Origin of the sequence: Pedobacter sp. BAL39, assembly GCF_000170795.1 — a bacterium.
Taxonomy (GTDB): domain Bacteria; phylum Bacteroidota; class Bacteroidia; order Sphingobacteriales; family Sphingobacteriaceae; genus Pedobacter.
Map to the genome: position 1 here is coordinate 155954 of NZ_ABCM01000002.1, position 19323 is coordinate 175276.

Annotated in this window: 15 protein-coding genes; 12 read left to right on the forward strand and 3 right to left on the reverse strand. The window is 46.6% G+C overall.

What is annotated here, in order from left to right:
- The first annotated feature begins 32 nt into the window (after positions 1–32).
- A complete protein-coding gene (locus PBAL39_RS02930) occupies positions 33–1223 on the forward strand; it encodes an NAD(P)/FAD-dependent oxidoreductase (RefSeq protein ID WP_039866054.1) in 1191 nt (396 codons plus the stop codon).
- A gap of 300 nt (positions 1224–1523) precedes the next feature.
- The gene (locus tag PBAL39_RS02935; protein WP_008238108.1) at positions 1524–2387 is read left to right on the forward strand and encodes a DUF6266 family protein; all 864 of its coding nucleotides are present in this window, start codon (positions 1524–1526) and stop codon (positions 2385–2387) included.
- A gap of 18 nt (positions 2388–2405) precedes the next feature.
- Here PBAL39_RS02935 and PBAL39_RS02940 read toward each other — a convergent pair whose 3' ends face one another.
- On the reverse strand, positions 2406–5648 hold the full coding sequence (locus PBAL39_RS02940) for an amidohydrolase family protein (RefSeq protein WP_008238115.1): 3243 nt from the start codon (positions 5646–5648) through the stop codon (positions 2406–2408).
- 73 nt (positions 5649–5721) lie between these two features.
- Here PBAL39_RS02940 and PBAL39_RS02945 point away from each other — a divergent pair, with 73 nt between their 5' ends.
- The 9 genes from PBAL39_RS02945 (at position 5722) to rplT (ending at position 14522) form a co-directional block, all read left to right on the forward strand.
- The gene (locus tag PBAL39_RS02945) at positions 5722–7614 is read left to right on the forward strand and encodes an ATP-dependent DNA helicase RecQ (RefSeq protein ID WP_008238116.1); all 1893 of its coding nucleotides are present in this window, start codon (positions 5722–5724) and stop codon (positions 7612–7614) included.
- Between the two features lie 35 nt (positions 7615–7649).
- Positions 7650–8360, forward strand: coding sequence for a head GIN domain-containing protein (locus PBAL39_RS02950; RefSeq protein ID WP_157273877.1), 711 nt, complete (start codon positions 7650–7652; stop codon positions 8358–8360).
- Positions 8361–8558: 198 nt separating this feature from the next.
- Positions 8559–9113, forward strand: coding sequence for an RNA polymerase sigma factor (locus PBAL39_RS02955; RefSeq protein WP_008238118.1), 555 nt, complete (start codon positions 8559–8561; stop codon positions 9111–9113).
- Positions 9114–9147: 34 nt separating this feature from the next.
- On the forward strand, positions 9148–10458 hold the full coding sequence (locus PBAL39_RS02960; RefSeq protein ID WP_008238119.1) for an MFS transporter: 1311 nt from the start codon (positions 9148–9150) through the stop codon (positions 10456–10458).
- A 24-nt stretch (positions 10459–10482) separates the two neighbouring features.
- On the forward strand, positions 10483–11211 hold the full coding sequence (locus PBAL39_RS02965) for a (Fe-S)-binding protein (RefSeq protein WP_008238122.1): 729 nt from the start codon (positions 10483–10485) through the stop codon (positions 11209–11211).
- Between the two features lie 157 nt (positions 11212–11368).
- Positions 11369–13294, forward strand: a complete 1926-nt coding sequence (gene thrS, locus PBAL39_RS02970; RefSeq protein WP_008238129.1) for a threonine--tRNA ligase — start codon at positions 11369–11371, stop codon at positions 13292–13294.
- Between the two features lie 12 nt (positions 13295–13306).
- A complete protein-coding gene (infC, locus tag PBAL39_RS02975; RefSeq protein WP_008238148.1) occupies positions 13307–13876 on the forward strand; it encodes a translation initiation factor IF-3 in 570 nt (189 codons plus the stop codon).
- Between the two features lie 26 nt (positions 13877–13902).
- Positions 13903–14103: a 50S ribosomal protein L35 gene (gene rpmI, locus PBAL39_RS02980; protein WP_008238150.1), complete on the forward strand. Its 201-nt coding sequence runs from the start codon at positions 13903–13905 to the stop codon at positions 14101–14103.
- A 74-nt stretch (positions 14104–14177) separates the two neighbouring features.
- Entirely contained in the window at positions 14178–14522 is a 345-nt protein-coding gene (rplT, locus tag PBAL39_RS02985) for a 50S ribosomal protein L20 (protein ID WP_008238152.1), read from the forward strand.
- A 205-nt stretch (positions 14523–14727) separates the two neighbouring features.
- Here rplT and PBAL39_RS02990 read toward each other — a convergent pair whose 3' ends face one another.
- The gene (locus tag PBAL39_RS02990; protein ID WP_008238153.1) at positions 14728–15504 is read right to left on the reverse strand and encodes a LexA family transcriptional regulator; all 777 of its coding nucleotides are present in this window, start codon (positions 15502–15504) and stop codon (positions 14728–14730) included.
- A 136-nt stretch (positions 15505–15640) separates the two neighbouring features.
- Here PBAL39_RS02990 and PBAL39_RS02995 point away from each other — a divergent pair, with 136 nt between their 5' ends.
- On the forward strand, positions 15641–15991 hold the full coding sequence (locus PBAL39_RS02995; RefSeq protein ID WP_008238154.1) for a GIY-YIG nuclease family protein: 351 nt from the start codon (positions 15641–15643) through the stop codon (positions 15989–15991).
- A gap of 128 nt (positions 15992–16119) precedes the next feature.
- Here PBAL39_RS02995 and PBAL39_RS03000 read toward each other — a convergent pair whose 3' ends face one another.
- Complete coding sequence (locus tag PBAL39_RS03000) at positions 16120–19305, reverse strand: basic secretory protein-like protein (RefSeq protein WP_039866012.1); 3186 nt, start codon at positions 19303–19305, stop codon at positions 16120–16122.
- Positions 19306–19323: the final 18 nt, after the last annotated feature.

Sequence of the window (19323 nt, forward strand, 5' to 3'; positions counted from 1 at the left end):
TTTTGCACAAAAATAACAATATAAACGGATTGATGGATGCAGATGCTATAATTATTGGTGCCGGGGCTTGCGGGTTGATGTGTGCAGTACAGGCTGGATACCTTGGAAAACGGGTAATCCTCCTGGAAAAGAGTGACAAACCTGGGGCCAAGATCCTGATTTCCGGTGGCGGGCGCTGCAATTATACCAATCTCTTTGCCAGCGCTGAGCAGTTCATTTCCGAGAACCACCATTTTCTCAAATCAGCATTTACGCAATGGACGGTAGAAGATACCATCAGCTTTTTTGAAACTTATGGCATCAGCGGAAAGGAGAAGACATTGGGGCAGCTCTTTCCGGATGGGAAGAATGCAAAGGACGTCGTTTCCGTATTTACGAATTTGTGTGAGGATTTTGGTCATCAGATCATCTGCGAGGCCAGTGTGATGGACATCGTACAAGGAGAAGATGGCTTTAAAATCATTTTTGAAAAGGGGGCTAAGCAGCGCAGCTTGTTGGCGCCCAGGGTGGTGGTGGCAACAGGGGGGCTGCCCATCCCGAAGATGGGCGCTACTGATTTTGCGTTACGTTATGCCCGTCAAAAGGGCCTGCGTGTGGTAGACACTGCACCTGCACTGGTGCCGCTGACCATAACTGGAAAAGATGAAGAGTGGTATGCGCAGCTATCCGGAAATTCCGTTTTTTGTGAGGTGAGCAATGACCGCATGAGCTTCGAGGAAAATATCCTGTTTACGCACTGGGGCCTCAGCGGACCTGCGGTGCTCCAGATTTCGTCGTATTGGAGACCCGGGGAATTTATCCATATCGATCTATTACCCGGACAGCAGGTACTGCAATTGATTGATGCGGAGCGTACCCATAATGGCAAACTGTTGTTGTCGACACTTTTTAACCGCTTTTATCCCAAAAAATTCAGTGATGCTATGGGTAAGTTCCTGCCAATGGACAAGCAGGTAGCCAACCTGACGCGGGCCGACCTTGACCTGATTGACCAGTACATCCACCACTTTAAGGTGAAACCTGCTGGGGACAAGGGCTATGATAAGGCCGAGGTGATGCGCGGTGGAATTGATACGGCGACACTTTCTTCAAAAACACTGGAATGCAAAACCGTCCCAGGTCTTTTCTTTGGTGGCGAATGTGTAGATGTCACCGGATGGCTCGGCGGATATAATTTTCAGTGGGCATGGGCAAGCGGTTTCGTGATCGCCCAGCAGTTATAAATCCCGCTTCATTGGCTCCTTTTGGCTATCAGGTTCGATATAAGTTCGTATGAAGTGATCATCTGATTAGGTTTTGAAGCGATTATGCTAAGGGGTTGCTAGGGCGTTGTTACCGGTGTGGCCGTAGCAACTCGTCCTGAAATAGTGCCCAATTCGTCCGTAATACGTAATAAATGTGCTACTTAATCAAAACTAATATACAACCTGTGGGAATGTTAGTTATCTTGCGTTAGATATAAGTGTTAAAGATAAGATGATATCTGTCTTTTGCACAATTTTTTAACTCTTAACTTAATTTTTATGGCAATTATTACAAACGGCCCACTGGGCGAGTTCCGTGGAAGAATCGGAAATCTGGTGTTTTATCCACTAAACGGGAAACAAGTCGCAAGGACAATTGGGCCTCAGGGGCCTCCAAGTGTGAAGCAGCTGGCTAATTATCAGCGAATGTCGCTTACAGTAAACATGCTGCGTACGATGAATGATTTTGTTGATGCCGGTTTTGCGATTGAAGCAAAGGGAACCGACAAGAATCCTCAAAACCTCGCTGTCTCATTTAACAAAAGCACCGCAATTTACGGGGACTATCCAGACATGAGCATCGACTACAGCAAAGTAATCTTCAGTCACGGGAAATTGCCTTTTTCGGAAGATATATCGGTAACGAAATCCCCTAAAGGACTTTCTTTCAGCTGGAGTAAGGAAGATGTAAAGGGCTATCTGCGGAGGCGTGAGGACATGGTAATGATCCTTGTTTATTTTCCGGGCATGAGGAGGTCGGTACAAATGCTGAATGCCGCCAAGCGCGAAAGCGGGGGGTATGAGCTGAAGCTGCACCGCAGCATGATCCACCAGCCTATGGAGATCTATATGTTATTCAAGGCTGCTAATGGAAAGGACATCTCTGATACATTGTATCTTGGAAATATAAATGGGCCCGGCAATCCCCCTGTACTGGACGAAGCTGAACAGGCTAAAGCGGCAGAAAGCTACGCGGAACTCGAAGCGCGGTTTGAAGCAGATAAGGCCAGGTATCACAAAAAAATGGAACAGTTCAAAGCTAAAAAAATCAAATACGAAGCGCTTAGTTCTTCGGAGCGTAGTTATGAGCGATCCAGACATATGCTGGAGATTATGCCCGGCAAACCTGAGTCTGCCGGTTAACATTCAGCTCCAGCGTTTTTATTCGCAGTTAGGCGTGGTGAATGTCCATGTTTCCGCATTCCCGGTAGGGAAGGTGTAGATCATTCCCTTGCCTGATTCAAACCAGAATTTGGTTCGCAATTTTTCACGCGAACCAAATTCATTCATGGTCATGCTGTCGTAAAGTCTTCCATTGATCATGACGGATTCGATATTTTCAGAATTTCTGATGTCATCGAGTGGATTGTCGTTGATGATGACCAGGTCTGCCAGCTTTCCGTTTTCGAGAGATCCGATTTCCTTATCCATGCCCAGGTAAGCTGCACCATTCATGGTCGCGCAACGGATGGCCTGCAATGGTGTCATTCCGCCCTGTACCAACATCCATAACTCCCAGTGCGCGCCCAGTCCCTGGATCTGTCCATGTGCACCAAGGTTGACCTTCGTGCCTCCATCGGCAATTACCTTAGTGGTCTTAGCTACTTCAATATGGCCGTAGTCGCCGTACTCAGATGTCGTTCTTCTTCTGGCACGTGCATCAATAATTCCCCTCGGTGTATAGGCCATCAATCTCTGGTTCTCCCATACGTTGGTGCGGTCATACCAATAGTTTTCCCCCCACTGACTGCCGTAGCTGACGATGAGTGTAGGTGTGTAGGCGACCTTTGTGTTGTTCCAGAAGGAGGTCACATCTTTATATACCGGGGCTACAGGAATGCTGTGTTCGATACCTGTATGGCCGTCGCTGATCATGTTCATGTTGGTGAAGAAGGTGGAGCCGCCTTCAGGCACTACTTCCATCTTCAGCTGTCGCGCTGCTTCCAGTACCTGCTGGCGCTGGTCCCTTCTCGGCTGGTTATAGGATTTTACAGAGAATGCGCCTACTGCTTTCAACCTTCTCAAATGAGACAATGCGTCGTCCAGGCTGTTGATGACAACCTTAAAGTCACCGTCTGCACCATATAATATCGATCCGGTGCTATATAATCTCGGGCCAACCATTCTGCCTGCTTTGAGCATTTCTGACTGACTGAACACCATCTCTGTATTGCTGGAAGGATCATGAGCGGTGGTTACCCCAAAAGCCAGGTTGGCCGTGTACGACCAATCCTGCTGTGGTGAGATGCCATCAGGGCTGGTCCTTAGATGTGCGTGGACATCGACCATTCCTGGCATGATCGTTTTGCCGGTAACATCGATGACCTTTGCCGACTCAGGGATGGTCACATCTGAAGCCTTACCTACAGCAGTGATGATGTTATTTTCTACAATAATCGTTCCTTCATCAATTACCTCATCACCTTTCATGGTGATGATCCTTGCGCCCTTAAGGGCAATAATACCCGTAGGAACATCACTTTTCAGGCGCAGACCGATGGCGATGCCAGTGCTGTCAGGTTTTAATTCACTTTTCGTGCCGTCGTCATTAAAGCTGAATGCTGCGTTTACCTCTTTACTGAAGTACTCATCACCAAGGGTCCAGAATAAACGCTGACTGTCGCTGCTCCAGTGCATGTAGGTTCCGGCATCTTTGGTCAGGCGCGTGAGTGGAATGGATTTGTTGCCTGAAGACAGTTCCTGCGCAGCGCCGGTCCTGACCATGGGGGTGAGGTACACATTAAACAATTCTGTGAAGGCCATCCATTTCCCGTCCGGACTAGGTGCGAACTGGTTAGCATAAGTGGAGGTATAGTGCGTGCGCTCATTGGCACCATTCAGATCAATGCTTTTAAAGGCTTTTTTGCCATTATCGTATCCCTGGAAGTAAATGCGCGTATCATCAGCATTGAACTGGGGCCTGATGCCGTTGTCGGACACCAGTGTTTTCGCACCGCCATTCGCAGACATCAAATAGATGCCGGTGCCCCTGCCATAGGAATAGCCGAGTACTTCATTGCCCACACCCTTGCGGAATACGATTTTATCACCTTTGCTGGAGTAAGAAGGACTGTAATAAAATCCCTTCTCATCCGTCAGCGTGGTGGTTTTTCCCGATTTCAGGTCTGCTCTTTTGATCGCACCTTTCAGGTCGTCGTTCCAGGTGGCGTAGATGACGTACTTACCATCGCTGCTGATCTTAGGCTCAAATTCAAACTCATTGCTGTTGGTCACGCGCTCCGGAATGCCATTTGGCAATTCCTTTTTATAGAGGTATCCGGCAGCATTAAAAACGACCATTTTTCCATCCGCAGAGGTAGTCAGCTGCCTGATCATCTTTGCATTGAACTCATTGCTGAACACCTGATGTGTGAAATGCAGGGCTTCCTGAACTGTCTGTGTACTGATGACATGAAAAGGAATGTCTGTCACCTGCAGGCTGTTCAGTTCTACTCTTTTGATTTTTCCACGGGCATAGAAGACCAGGGCTTTGCCATCCGGTGTCCAGGCATAATTAGGATAAACCCCAAAAATAGCCCAGGTCTCCTGCTGGTCGTGTGAAAGCTCTTCATATACGGGCCATTCCTCGGCGGTCTGCAGGTTCTGAATATACAATACCGATTTCAGGCGCACGCGTTTCACGTAAGCCATGAATTTGCCATCCGGAGATACCTGGGGGCGTACAGCACCACCCGCCTGTGCGATGAGGTCGGTGAGCTTGCCGGTGGTCATGTCCAGCCGCCTGATGGCATAGATCAGCCCGTTGGGATCTTTACTGTATTCAAAGTTCGGGCCCGGGGCCATGTCTTCGCTAAAGTACAGGTAGCGTCCGCTGGGAGAGACGTTTGGTTCTCCGGCATCCTGCTGGTCATTCTTTCTCTTTGTCAGCTGTACGCCTTCTCCGCCATAAATGCTGTACATCCACATTTCGCCGGCACCAAGGGAACGTGTGCCGGTATAGTGCTTGCGTGCAATCAGGTATTCACTGTTGGGCATCCAGGTTGCGTTGTTCAATAACCGGAATGTTTCCTTAGTCACTTGTCTTTTGGCAGATCCGTCACGGTTCATGATCCAGATGTTATCGCCCCCTGTTTTGTCGCTGGTATAAGATATGTATTTGCCGTTCGGACTGAACCGGGGTTGTACTTCCCAGGCAATGCCGCCGCTGAGCAGGGTGGCGGTGCCTCCTATAATCGGCATCACGTAAATGTCGCCAAGAAGGTCGAAGGTGATGTCCTTGCCGTCTGGACTGACATCGAGGTTCATCCAGGTGCCTTCCTCAGTATCAATGTTAAAGGATTTTGAGTTGCCCAGATATTTCTCGACATTCCATTTTTGATCCTGAGCGTAACTATATTTAATACAGCATAAAAAAACTAATAGGAAAGTAGTATGTTTTATCATATGGATCAGAATTATAAAAGGCCTGCAATTTAGTAATATCGGATCATTTTTATAGTTTTGATTTAACCTTTTTATGAGCGAAGCAGAGATCTTAAAGCGATATTGGGGATATGATACTTTCCGGCCACTGCAGGCCGATATTATCAGTTCCGTGTTAAAGGGCCAGGATACCCTGGCACTACTGCCTACTGGCGGGGGTAAGTCTATATGTTTCCAGGTTCCGGCAATGTCCATGGATGGGATTTGTATTGTGATCTCGCCACTTATTGCGCTGATGAAGGATCAGGTGGAGAACCTGAAGGCACGTGGCATTGAGGCAGTAGCCATCTACTCAGGGATGGGGAAAAGGGAGATTGACATCCTGCTGGACAATTGTATCTACGGGAAAATCAAGTTTTTGTACCTCTCGCCGGAGCGCTTGCTTTCTGATCTCGTGCGCACACGTATTTCCTACATGAATGTGAGCCTTTTTGCGGTAGATGAAGCACATTGCGTGTCGCAATGGGGCTATGACTTCCGACCGCCATACCTGCAGATCAGTGCCATACGTGAGATCCATCCGAAGGTACCGATGCTGGCACTCACTGCCACGGCTACGCAATTTGTACGTGAAGACATCATCAGCAAGCTGCAGCTGGCTTCGGCGCAGGTGTTTGTACAAAGCTTTGGGCGTAAGAACCTCTCATACGTGGTAATAGATGAAGAGGATAAGTATAAAAAGCTGCTTTCGGTAGTCCGCAATGTGACTGGCAGCGGACTGGTTTACGTCCGTAACCGGAGGGAAACTTCAGAGATTGCGTTGTTCCTCCAGCGGAACGGCATTTCCGCAGACTTCTACCATGCAGGGATTGAAAAAGAAGACCGCTTCAGGAAGCAGGAGCTTTGGAAAAATGGCAAGCTTCGGGTGATGGTAGCTACTAATGCTTTCGGAATGGGTATTGATAAAGCTGATGTCCGATTTGTGGTCCATATGGACCTTCCGGAGAGCCTGGAAGCCTACTATCAGGAAGCAGGTCGCGCGGGAAGGGATGAGCGAAAAGCCTATGCGGTGCTGCTCGCAAACCACGCCGATCAGCTGTCGCTGAAGGCAAAGTCCATCGATCATTTTCCCACCGTTGATGAAATTAAAAAAGTATACCATTACCTGGGCAGCTTTTACCAGCTGGCTTATGGTGCCGGAATGGGGCTGACCTTTGGCTTCGACCTGGCTGACTTCTGTAAGCGGTTCAACCTTGGAGTGATGAAGACCATGGCATCCATGAAGTTCCTGGAGCATGATGGTTACCTGACGCTGTCGGACAACATCTTTCTTCCTTCACGTGTGATGTTTACTGCAGGACATGAAGATGTATACCGCTTTCAGATAGAAAATGCAGGTTATGACCCCTTGATTAAATCCATCCTTCGTTCTTACGGAGGTGCTTTTGAGCAATATGTCAAGATCAATGAGTTTGAGATAGGCAAGCGGGTAGGGCTTTCTGCCAATGCCGTGGTGAAGATGCTGGGTACCCTGCAGGAGCGTGAGCTGTTGTCTTACCTTCCGCAAACGGATCAGCCACAGCTGAGCTACCTGCAGCCGCGCAGGGACTTTATCCATCTGGATATTGACGTGAAATACATTGCGTTGCGAAAGGACATCCAGGAGAAACAGATCAGGGCGGTGCTCGCTTATGCAGGGACGCCGGTGTGCCGGAGCGTGCAGCTGCTGGGTTATTTTGATGAGCCAAATGCTCCCAAATGCGGGGTTTGTGATGTTTGCCTTGCAGAAAAGAAAAAAGAAGACCAGGCGGATCTGGCCGATCGGGTGGATTTTGAGATTGTCACCTTGTTGCAGAGCGACAAGCTTTCTGTGGAAGACCTGATTACTGGCATAAAAAGTGGTACTGAAAATGAAAAACTGGAGCGGGTCAGGGAGTTGCTCGACGGCGGGAAAATTAAGACCGACGGCAAGTATTATTACCTTTGATCCTGTTTATTGTAAAGCGATAAATACACATACCTATGAAGAAAATAGCCCTTATGGCCTGCACTGCAGTCCTCCTGATTGGTGGTTGCAGCCCCAAATGTATCGAAGACTCCGGCAATCAGATTGAAAGAACCGTAAAGATGGACAGCTTTGACGAGGTGTCGGTCAGCGGAACGATCAAGGTGGTACTCAAACAGGACAGCAGTTACCTGGTAAGGCTTCAGGCCGATTCGAATGTCATGAAGGTGATTACGGCAAAGGTAAGTGGTCATGAGCTCCAGCTGAAGCTTGAAAATGGTAAATACTGCGGTACGGATTCCATCGTGGTTTATGTGGGTCTGGGTGAGCTGAAACGCCTGAAAACGGATGGTATGGTACGTGTGACGACTGATGGCTTGCTCAACGCTGCTGATGTGGAGATTAATGCTTCGGGAAGCTCAGACCTGAGTCTGAATCTGAATGCCGCGAAGCTGAAAACAAAGATTGATGGCGTAGGGAAATTGTCTTTGTCTGGGCAAGCAGGAACACATGAACTGAAAACCAGCGGAAATGTGCAGGTTGAAGCATTTAACTTTGTTGCCGGCATTTACGACATTAACATCGACGGCACAGGAAAGGCCAACATCAATGTGCTGAATGACCTGCGGGTAAAAACCTCAGGCTCCAGTGAAATCTATTATAAAGGAAACCCTAAAAATGTAAAGGAAAAGAAGTCCGGCGCAACGAAACTGGAAAAAGTAAATTAATTTTTCTTTTTTTAACCACTGTCCGGGATCTTCTCTATAGATTAGTCCTGAACACTAAAATACTGGGAAAGCCAATCGGCTTTCCCTTTTTTGTTTAGGACAATTTAATTCTTCCACCATCTTCCAGACCAGTAATGCCATTGCGCAGGTGTGCCCACACCTGCTTTTCATGCTGGCCGGTATTAAACCTTTACGACCATGATCCATTACAAGGAGCTCCCCGACCAGGAGCTGATTGAATTGCTGCGGGCAGACGACACCCGGGCATTTGCAGAAATTATGAAACGATACAGCGCACCGCTGATCAGCTTCGCTGGAAATAAGCTGGGTGATTTCCCTCATGCTGAAGATCTTGTGAGCGATGTATTTACTTATATCTGGGAAAAGAGGGAAGTGCTGGTGATCAACAGCAATTTTCGTGGATTCCTGTTTAAGGCGGTTCGGAATGGTGTAGTAGCACATTTCAGGCGTCAAAAGGTACAGCGGGAGTACCTGGACTATGCCATGGTGATGGCAGTTACCGAGCAGGACAGGACCGACCATAAGGTGAGGCATGAGGACCTTAACCGTTATATTGAGAAGGAGATTGCAGCGCTGCCTAAGAACATGAGGGAGGTATTTTGCCTCAACAGGAAAGGGAACCTCAGTAGAAAAGAGATCGCCGCACAGCTAAATATGCCTGAAAATTCGGTGCGTACAAATATGGGGCGGGCACTGAAAATTCTGAAGCGCAGGTTGCGGTGGATATTATAAGTTTTTTAGCTACTTTAGTGGCCTCAACGGACACATGGAACAAAAGAACGATAAAAAAGTCATCCGGTCATGGGCCTTTTTTGATTGGGCAAATTCTGCCTATAACCTGGTGATCACCTCAACGATATTTCCGGCCTACTATACCATCATTACGACCACTGCTGAACATGGTGATAAGGTATCTTTCTTCGGAAGGAGTTTTACCAATACGGCCTTGTCAAATTATGCGCTGGCGGTAGCGTACCTGATCATGGTGTTTTTGCTGCCAGTATTGTCGGCCATAGCCGATTACCGGGGTAACAAGAAGATTTTTATGAAGATTTTTACCTATGTGGGCAGTCTGGCCTGTATTGGATTATTTTTCTTTAAGCTCGAGACACTGGAGTTGGGCATCATCTGTTTTGCCATTGCAGCGATGGGTTATGTAGGCGGTGTGCTGTTCAGCAATTCCTATTTGCCGGAGATTGCCAGTAAAGACCAGCAGGATGAAGTAAGTGCACAGGGCTTCGCCTATGGGTATGTAGGGAGTGTATTCCTGCAGATCATCTGTTTTGTATTTGTGCTGAAGCCGGAGTTGTTTGGCATCACTGATGCTTCATTGCCTGCAAGGATTTCGTTTTTGCTGGTGGGGGTATGGTGGATTGCCTTTAGCCAGATTCCATTCCGGAAGCTGCCTGCAGGTAGTCCTAATTTTGTGTCGACAACGAAAAACCTGGCCCATAGTGGTTTTCAGGAGCTTGGAAAGGTTTGGAAGCAGCTCAAAGATATGGATGTGCTGAAACGTTTTTTGCTGGCTTTCTTCTTTTATTCGATGGGGGTACAGACGGTGATGCTTGCGGCTGCCGGCTTTGGCGAGAAGCTGCTGCACCTGGGCACTTCGAAACTGATTATGGTCATCCTGATCATCCAGCTGGTCGCTATCCTTGGTGCCATTGTGATGTCCAGGCTTGCAAAGCGGATCGGCAATGTAAACGTGCTGATTCTGGTTGTCTGCATTTGGGTGCTGGCCTGCGTAGGAGCGTATTTCATCACCAATGAATATCAGTTTTATGCGCTGGCCGTTGTGGTAGGAATGATCATGGGCGGGATACAGTCGCTGTCGCGCTCCACTTATTCCAAATTTTTGCCTGAGGGAACCCCGGACAGTACCTCATTCTTCAGTTTTTACGATGTTACAGAGAAGCTGGCGGTCGTGATTGGCCTGTTCAGTTTTGCCTATATTGAGGAGCTGACAGGGAATATGAGGAACTCTGTGCTGGCACTCGCTGTATTTTTTATTTTAGGTTTGGTATTTTTGTTGCTGTTAAGAGGCTTGAAAAATGCGGACCTCCGTTTAAGAGGGTAACATTATCCTCAAAATATACACACTATGAAGATTGAATTATTTGTTCCCTGTTTTGTTGACCAGTTGTACCCTGAGACTGCCTTTAATACCATTAAGTTGTTGGAAAAGGCTGGCTGTGAGGTGTATTACAACTCGGCCCAAACCTGCTGCGGACAGCCTGCCTACAATGCCGGGTACTGGGAGCAGGCGAAGGAAATCGGGAATAAATTTCTGACGGACTTTTCCGAAACGGACTACATTGTTGCACCTTCGGCTTCGTGTGTAGGAATGGTCAAAAATAGCTATAGTGACCTTTTTACGAATACTATTGTCCATAATAAATGCCGGAGCATCCAGTCAAACATCTTTGAATTGTCAGATTTTCTGGTAAACGTGCTGAAAAAAGATTATTTCGGTGCGGAACTGGATGGCAAAGCGGTATACCACGATTCCTGCAGCGGACTCAGGGAATGTAAGATTAAGGAAGAGCCGCGGTTGCTGCTGTCGAAGGTTCACGGACTGGAGATGGTAGAGATGAAAGATACCGATATGTGCTGCGGTTTCGGAGGTACTTTTTCCGTAAAGTTTGATGCCATTTCCTCGGCAATGGCAGAGCAGAAGGTCAACAATGCACTGGAGCAGGAGGCGGAATACATCATCTCTACTGACCTTTCCTGCCTGATGCACCTTCAGGGCTATATTGATAAAAACAACATTCCTTTGAAAACGATGCACCTGGCAGATGTGCTGGCCAATGGCTGGCTGGATTACTAATTTAATCTTTCTGGTCAAAAAAATGATTAAAACCTTATATTTGCATGGTATAGCGGTAAAAAGCCGCTATTGTTTACCCAGTGTTTTATTGAATGTAAAATAGAAGTTGTGTAAACCATTAGTAACAAATTAATTAAACTAAAAATCATAGTTGTAGATGATTAACATTACACTACCTGACGGCTCCAGTCGTCAGTACGAGCAGGGCACAACAGCCCATCAGATCGCGCTCTCCATTTCCGAAGGACTGGCACGTAACGTATTGGCCGCAGAGGTCAATGGCGAAATCTGGGATTCTTCAAGAGCCATCAATGCGGATGCTTCCGTTAAATTACTGACCTGGAATGATGCTGCAGGAAAATCCACTTTCTGGCATTCGTCGGCGCACATCATGGCAGAGGCGTTGGAAGCTTTATATCCGGGTACCAAGTTTGGTATCGGACCTGCCATTGAAACAGGTTTTTATTATGATGTAGACTTTGGCGACCGGGAATTTTCTTCGGATGATTTCAAGGCTATTGAAACAAAAATCCTGGAGCTGGCAAAGCAAAAAGAGGTTTTTGAGCGTAAGGACATTTCCAAGGCAGATGCGATCCAGTATTTTACTGAAAAAGGGGATGAGTATAAACTGGACCTTTTAGAAGGTCTGGAAGATGGTAAGATCACTTTTTATAGTCAGGGTGAATTCACAGACCTCTGTCGCGGTCCACACATCCCGAATACCGGATTTGTGAAGGCGGTAAAGTTGATGAACGTTGCCGGTGCTTATTGGCGTGGTGATGAAACCCGGAAACAGCTGACCCGTATTTACGGTGTTACTTTCCCTAAGGCGAGTGAGCTGACTGAATATCTTCATATGATTGAAGAGGCAAAGAAACGCGACCACCGTAAGCTGGGAAAAGAGCTGGAGCTGTTTGCATTCTCAGAGAAGGTCGGCATGGGCTTGCCATTGTGGTTGCCCAAGGGCGCCGCACTGCGTGAGCGCCTGGTACAGTTTTTAACCAGGGCACAGGCGAAGTCTGGCTATGAGCAGGTGGTGACCCCACATATCGGTCATAAAAACCTTTACATTACTTCCGGCCATTATGAGAAATATGGCAAAGATTCTTTCCAGCCGATCAAAACGCCGCAGGAAGGAGAGGAGTTTTTCCTGAAGCCGATGAACTGCCCGCACCATTGCGAGATTTATAAAGTAAAACCACGTTCCTATAAAGACCTTCCGTTGCGCTTTGCAGAGTTTGGAACAGTGTATCGTTATGAGCAAAGCGGCGAGCTGCACGGCTTGACCCGTGTGCGTGGCTTTACTCAGGATGACGCCCACTTGTTCTGTCGCCCGGACCAGGTGAAGGAGGAGTTCAAGAAGGTCATCGACCTGGTATTGTATGTGTTCAAATCTTTGGGTTTCAACGACTACATTGCGCAGGTATCTTTAAGGGACCCTGACAATAAGGCGAAGTACATTGGTTCAGACGAGAACTGGCAGCTGGCGGAGTCGGCGATCATCGAAGCGGCGGCAGAGAAAGGCTTGCCGACAGTGGTGGAGTATGGCGAAGCGGCCTTCTACGGGCCTAAGCTGGACTTCATGGTGAAAGATGCATTGGGCCGGAAATGGCAGCTGGGAACGATCCAGGTGGATTATAATCTTCCGGAGCGTTTTGAGCTTGAATATACTGGCAGCGATAACCTGAAGCACCGTCCGGTGATGATCCATAGGGCGCCGTTTGGTTCTTTGGAGCGTTTTATCGCGGTTTTAATAGAGCATTGTGCAGGTAACTTCCCGCTGTGGTTGTCCCCTGAGCAGTTCATCATCCTTCCGATATCTGAAAAATATGAAGATTATGCAAAAAAAGTTTCAGATGAATTAAATAATTCCGATATTCGCGGGCTGATTGACTTCCGCGATGAAAAAATCGGAAGGAAGATCAGAGATGCGGAGGTTAAAAAGATCCCTTATATGTTGATAATCGGCGAGAAGGAGATGGCAGAAGGTAAGGTGTCTGTACGGAAGCATGGTGAGGGCGATTTAGGAGCGATGACACAACAAGAATTTAGTGAATTATTAATAAAAGAAATAACAATTTAATAGAATATAAATTTGGCATTAGGCAGACCAGGATTTAACAGGGGACCGCGTCCTCCTTTTAAGAAAAAAGAAGCAGAACATAATATTAATCAGTTTATCAGAGCTCAGGAGGTTAGATTAGCTGGAGATAATGTTGAACCGGGGATCTATCCTTTGGCAAAAGCTTTAGCCCTTGCCGATGAACTGGAGTTGGATCTTGTAGAGATTTCTCCAAATGCAGTGCCTCCGGTTTGCCGGATCATCGATTACAGTAAGTTTGTTTACGAGCAGAAGAAGAAACAGAAAGAGATCAAGGCAAATGCCAAGCAGACGGTGATCAAGGAGATCCGTTTCGGGCCTAACACCAATGATCACGACTTTCAGTTTAAGCTGAAGCACGCAGTGAGCTTCCTGGAGAATGGTGAGAAAGTACGGGCGTATGTTCACTTTAAAGGTAGAGCAATCGTGTATAAGGAGCAGGGGGAGATCCTCTTACTGAAATTTGCACAGGCGCTTGAAGATATCGGTAAAGTGGAGCTGTTGCCGAAATTAGAGGGTAAACGTATGTTTTTAACGCTTGCTCCAAAAGTTGCAAAAAAATAAATAAATTACATAAATAAACACAGGTTATGCCAAAAATGAAAACCAATTCCAGTGCTAAAAAGCGTTTCTCGCTTACTGGAACAGGTAAAATCGCAAGGAAGAATGCCTACAAAAGCCACATCTTAACAAAGATGTCGACTAAACGTAAGCGTAACTTAAGTAACACCAGTATGGTGAGTGACGCTGACATGGGCAACGTTAAACGTATGCTTTGCATCGGTAAATAATTAAATTTTTAACCAGGTACCCGGTAGTAAGTTTGCTGAGATACGCAACGCCGTTTATCAAAAACAATTAAAACATGCCACGTTCGGTAAACGCAGTAGCTTCGAGAAGAAGAAGGAAAAAAGTCCTAAATTTAGCCAAAGGCTATTGGGGATCAAGAAGCAAGGTTTTCACCATTGCTAAAAATACAGTAGAAAAAGGTTTGCAATATGCTTACCGTGACCGTAAAGTTAAGAAAAGAGAATTCCGTGGATTGTGGATTCAACGTATCAACGCTGGAGCACGTCAACATGGCATTTCTTACTCTCAACTGATTGGTAAATTAGCGAGCAAAAACATCGGTCTTAACCGTAAAGTTTTAGCTGACTTAGCAATGAACCATCCAGAAGCTTTCAAAGCGGTAATTGATGCAGTAAAATAGATCTAACGATCATTACATAAGAAAGGGAGCACATGTGCTCCCTTTTTTTATGCTTTATATTTTTGATGGGATTCGATAGGACATGAAGCTGGGCTCAGGATGATGGTGTGCTTAATTTAATATGACAAGGCGAATCAACAATAGAATTAACAAAGCAGGATCAGGGCCTGCTTTGTTAATGGAGACGGTTAAGGTCAGCGATCTGTTAGTTCTTATTCAGCTGGGAAATAGATTTCTGCATCTGAGACATCATATTGGTCAGTGTTTCTATGGTAGGTTCTGGAGTAGGATCAGGGAGCGTTGAGGAGATGAATGCTTTGGCCTTCCAGATCTCAAGGATGTCCTCTGCCGATACCGTATAAGGATCATATACTTTATTGTCGGAAATGAGTTTAAGCTCTTTATTTTCCTTGAACTTGTTTCCCGCACGTTTGTAGACTACACCTTCATTTTTGCTGATGATAATGTAGGTTTCTCCTACTTTTACATCATTCCAGTTGTCGAGGTATTCCGCAAGGATGATGCTTCCTGGCTGAATAGGCAGCATGGAGTCACCCATGATCTCAAAGGCCCTGAAAGTACCCTGTCTGAGGAAGGGCAGGGGTAGCTGAAACTTGGGCAGCTCCTTGATGTATTGCGGATCAGAGAATCCGTTCAGGTAACCGGCGCTCGCTTTTACGGGAACCATTTCAATGTTCTCATTATCATCCTTATCTACGGAGATGCTGAGGATCCTCAGGTTTGAACCCTGGCTTTTTGGCTTGGGTTTCCAGTTATCATTGACAGTTTCATTGATGAACTCGTCGATCGTCAAATCGAAGTATTCTGCTATTTTTTTTAGTAAATCGTATTTAGGCTCAGCGCGGTCTTCTTCATAAGCCCCAATAAGAGATCTCTTAATACCCATGGCATCAGCGAATTGCTGTTGTGTGTGGCCTTTTTTCTTTCTCAGGTATTTCAGGTTAGCGGAAATGTTCGACATAAAATTAATATTTAAATATTATTTGTTTTTACTAAAATAGTTAGTATTATTGTACCAATAAAGTTAGTAATATTTATTCGGAATACAAATAAGAGTACTAACTAAATTAGTTTATTTTCATTTTAAGCCTTGAGTCATGAAAAAATTTGTTTACATCATTACAGACAGAAACCGTAAAAGTTTACATGTCGGCATGAGTGCCGACTTATTAAAGACGTTGGAGTTCTATAAACAGATGCCAAGTTTATTCTTTGATTGCGGTCAGCAACTGACCAGGCTGGTTTATTTTGAAGAGTTTAAGACTGAAGAACAGGCATTGGCAAGGTTCAGGATGGTGAGTCGTTTCACGAGGATGCAGAAGGAGCGTATGGTGCGTTCCTGCAATCCGAACTGGATTGACCTGACCATCGGGCTGGATTTCGAGCACATCATCAGCAGCAAGAAGCTGATGAACCAGGTGAGCATGCCTTTCGGCATTATGTCTTAAAATTAATTGATCTGTCATACTCCCTTAGATAAGGCGCTCTCCCTCAAATTTTTAGTACTTTTTATGTAAAAAGGCCCCTTTCGGATGAAAGGAGGCTTTTTGATGTGGTGTGATGTCTTTGCATGATTTTACCATCCAGGGGCGAATGTGAGTCCGAAGACACCACCGCTGACGTCCTTACGCTGGAAAGGGAAGGCGTAATAAGGTTCCAAAACAAAAGCACCGAATACATTTACGCGGAGGGAGATACCTACACTCATGGCAGGAACACGCTCGTTGGTGGTAGAGGTGTAAATGGGGTTGCCCTGGTCGTCGACCACCGGGTTACCCTGCAGGTCGGTAGCAGGCTGACTGACGTAGGTCGGCTCTCCCTTGAATTTTATGGAATTGCCCTGGTTCCAGGCCAGTCCTGCATCAAAGAAAAAGTTCAGGTCGGTAAAGAGGAACCTGGAAGGGATGGCTGATAACTTTTTTGGTCCAGTAAATGGAAGGCGGACTTCAAAGTTAAATACAGACATTTTACTTCCTGAGAGCTGGTTGATGTCGAAACCACCATTAACGGAGCTGTTGTTATTGTAGAATGAATTGGCCTCATAACCCCGGATGAAGTAGGGATAACCCGCAAAAAGCGGGTAAAGGTTTTCTCCATCTTTACCGATACGCAGGTAATTGTAGGTTCTTGCAGCAAGGGTGATGGGTTTCAGGCGCCAGTACTTTCTGATGTCAGCAGTAACCGCATAAAAGCTATAGTCGCCGAAATATTGCTCGGCACCAACACGATAGCGGAAGCCATCCAATGGCGCGGCGATCCCCATAATAGAATTGTCGCCAACAAACGATGCATTGACGTTGAATACGGTAAAGGATTTAAAAGGTACACCCAGGTCGGTTGAAGCCTGGTCGTTGGATACCCTGCTTTTGTCAGATCCCAGATAATAACCAGGGTATCCACCTACATTCTGGTAATAATTGCTGATGCGGTCGATCCTATAGCTGTATCTGGAGAACGCTGAACCAAGTTCAAAGCGGTGTGCTTTGTTGAAAGGTAGGGCACCAAATACCTGCACCTGATCTTCAAAGGTACGGATGAGGTTCGTTCTGTCGTTGATGACCTCCATGGAGTTCCCGTTGACATCTGGGACCTGCTCGGCAACGATGTCTCTATATCCGGTGATGTAAGGCGTGTGTGAAATTGCTGCACCCCAGTTGATGCGGCTTTGCTGGTTGATGTAACCCACCATTCCACCGAAGTCATAGATCTCCCCATTTACAGAGAGGTTGGCGACGATCTGATTGCGGCCGAGGATATCGCTGAACATGCCTACGATACCGCCCTGCATTCCCGTTCCGAAGCGGCTGGTAGAGACACCTACGCCGCTATTGGCCAGGTAATCCAGTCGGAATTTAGGTTTGTAGGGTACGAGTCTCATGGAATCTGCAGGTGTTTTTTCGAAGCGGCCGAAATTGCCCAGATTGGCATTTACCACATCCACACCAAGGCTTTCCATCGGTGGAAGCACTGCGGCGTCAAAGTTGACCTCCGTAGCACTGACCGGCTTAGACCTGAAGTTGCTGAGTGGTGAGTTATAGAGTGTATACCGTTGTGATCTGTAGTAGCTGTACACGATGTCATCATTTCTGGATACAGAGATGGCAGGGGAAAATTCTGTAATTCCGCTGATTCCGGTGAAGTAGTCAGTCAGCTGTTTCAGGTCCTGATTTTCAAGGTTATATTCATAAAGGTTCCTGAATCCATCCCTATTGGAGAGAAAGAAAATGCGCTTGCTGTCGCCGGAGAACATGGCGTTCAGGTTATTTGCTCCTTTAAATACCGGCACGTCTGACAGTGTTTTGCTGCTGATGTCGTAAATGGTCATGTTAAGCGGGTGCACAGCATCTTTGGTACCGCTGTTTATCGATGCCCTGTCTGACGAGAAGATGAGCTTACTGCCATCAGGCGAGTAACTAGGTGCGTAGTCCGAGTAGATGTCGTCGGTGATCTGGGTGACCTGTTTTGTTTTCAGGTTGTAGGAGAAGATGTCACTCTGACCCTCTACCATTCCGGAAAAGGCAATGTCATCACCATTTGTCGACCAGGAGAGGTTGCCAAACTGGGCCACATCACCCATTGCTGCGCGCAGGACAACCTTGCCGGAGGCCACATCAATGACCATGAGTTGATTGCGTCCTTTGCTGAAGATGCTGAAAGCAAACTGCTTGCTGTCTGGGGACCAGGCACCGGCAGATTCGAGAAAGTTGAAGTCGTCGATATGGGAGTTGGAAATCTGGCTGCTCAGTTTACGCAGTATCTTTCCAGTCTTTGCATCAGCCAGGAATAGGTCGATCCCAAAAAGGTCTTTTTCGGAGAGAAAAGCCAGGAATTTACCGTCGGGACTGATGGCAGGCGCCACATTCATGTTTCCTGCATTTTTATTGTCAATAATTTTTGTACCGCTGATCTTCACCTGTGAACTATCAGATTTGAGCATCGGCCTGTAATGTGCTTCAATCGCGTTCTTCCACAATCCGGAAAGGGTACGATCGTCGTATCCAAAGGTATACCTGAGGCCATTTTCATAACCATATTTGGCAGTAGCCTTAAAAAGCGGAACGATGGTCGTGTCACCATAAACAGAGCCTACAAAGGTCCAAAAGGCCTGGCCGTAACGGTAAGGAAAATATTTATTGGAATTGGTAAGGTCTTTTAAAGAGGGGATGTCCCTGTTGAGCAATGCATCTCTCATCCACATACTTGTAAAGGCATCAACCTTACCTATAGAAAGGTATTCCGCCATGCCCTCAATCATCCATAGTGGCGTTTGTCCGACATTCTCCAGTGGAATGGAATCTTTTTCGAGAAGAAGGTGGTATTGAAAGGCATGTACCAGCTCGTGACCAAGTACGTGTCTTGTCTGGTTGCCAAGTTCCATCACTGGCATGATGACCCTGTTTTTGAAGGCTTCGGTGACCCCACCGGTTCCGATGCCAACACCACCCTGAAGGGCTGTGGTGGTCTGGAAGTCTGGGTGGTTATTGTAAAGTATGATGGGGTTTTTTTTCAAGAACGTATCCCTGAAGATTTCCTGGTGCATTTTATACCAGGTTTCCGCATCCTCGGCCACTTTCTTGACCATTTTTTCATTTTTCAGGTAGTAGTAAAGCTCGAAATGTGGCGTCTGGAGTACATTGAACTTTTCATTTTTGTAACGCACTATATTTTGTCCGAAGTACTGTGCCTGTAACGCAAAGGCGGCGGACATCAAGATCATCAGAACAGGGAGTGATCTTTTTAAAAGGGTAGCGCTCAATCTCATATCGTGACTGTATTTATG

Coding starts and splice junctions, on each gene's coding strand:
- PBAL39_RS02930 (WP_039866054.1), top strand. CDS start 33: ATGGATGCAGATGCTATAATTATTGGTGCCGGGGCTTGCGGGTTGATG.
- PBAL39_RS02935 (WP_008238108.1), top strand. CDS start 1,524: ATGGCAATTATTACAAACGGCCCACTGGGCGAGTTCCGTGGAAGAATC.
- PBAL39_RS02940 (WP_008238115.1), bottom strand. CDS start 5,648: ATGATAAAACATACTACTTTCCTATTAGTTTTTTTATGCTGTATTAAA.
- PBAL39_RS02945 (WP_008238116.1), top strand. CDS start 5,722: ATGAGCGAAGCAGAGATCTTAAAGCGATATTGGGGATATGATACTTTC.
- PBAL39_RS02950 (WP_157273877.1), top strand. CDS start 7,650: ATGAAGAAAATAGCCCTTATGGCCTGCACTGCAGTCCTCCTGATTGGT.
- PBAL39_RS02955 (WP_008238118.1), top strand. CDS start 8,559: ATGATCCATTACAAGGAGCTCCCCGACCAGGAGCTGATTGAATTGCTG.
- PBAL39_RS02960 (WP_008238119.1), top strand. CDS start 9,148: ATGGAACAAAAGAACGATAAAAAAGTCATCCGGTCATGGGCCTTTTTT.
- PBAL39_RS02965 (WP_008238122.1), top strand. CDS start 10,483: ATGAAGATTGAATTATTTGTTCCCTGTTTTGTTGACCAGTTGTACCCT.
- thrS (WP_008238129.1), top strand. CDS start 11,369: ATGATTAACATTACACTACCTGACGGCTCCAGTCGTCAGTACGAGCAG.
- rpmI (WP_008238150.1), top strand. CDS start 13,903: ATGCCAAAAATGAAAACCAATTCCAGTGCTAAAAAGCGTTTCTCGCTT.
- rplT (WP_008238152.1), top strand. CDS start 14,178: ATGCCACGTTCGGTAAACGCAGTAGCTTCGAGAAGAAGAAGGAAAAAA.
- PBAL39_RS02990 (WP_008238153.1), bottom strand. CDS start 15,504: ATGTCGAACATTTCCGCTAACCTGAAATACCTGAGAAAGAAAAAAGGC.
- PBAL39_RS02995 (WP_008238154.1), top strand. CDS start 15,641: ATGAAAAAATTTGTTTACATCATTACAGACAGAAACCGTAAAAGTTTA.
- PBAL39_RS03000 (WP_039866012.1), bottom strand. CDS start 19,305: ATGAGATTGAGCGCTACCCTTTTAAAAAGATCACTCCCTGTTCTGATG.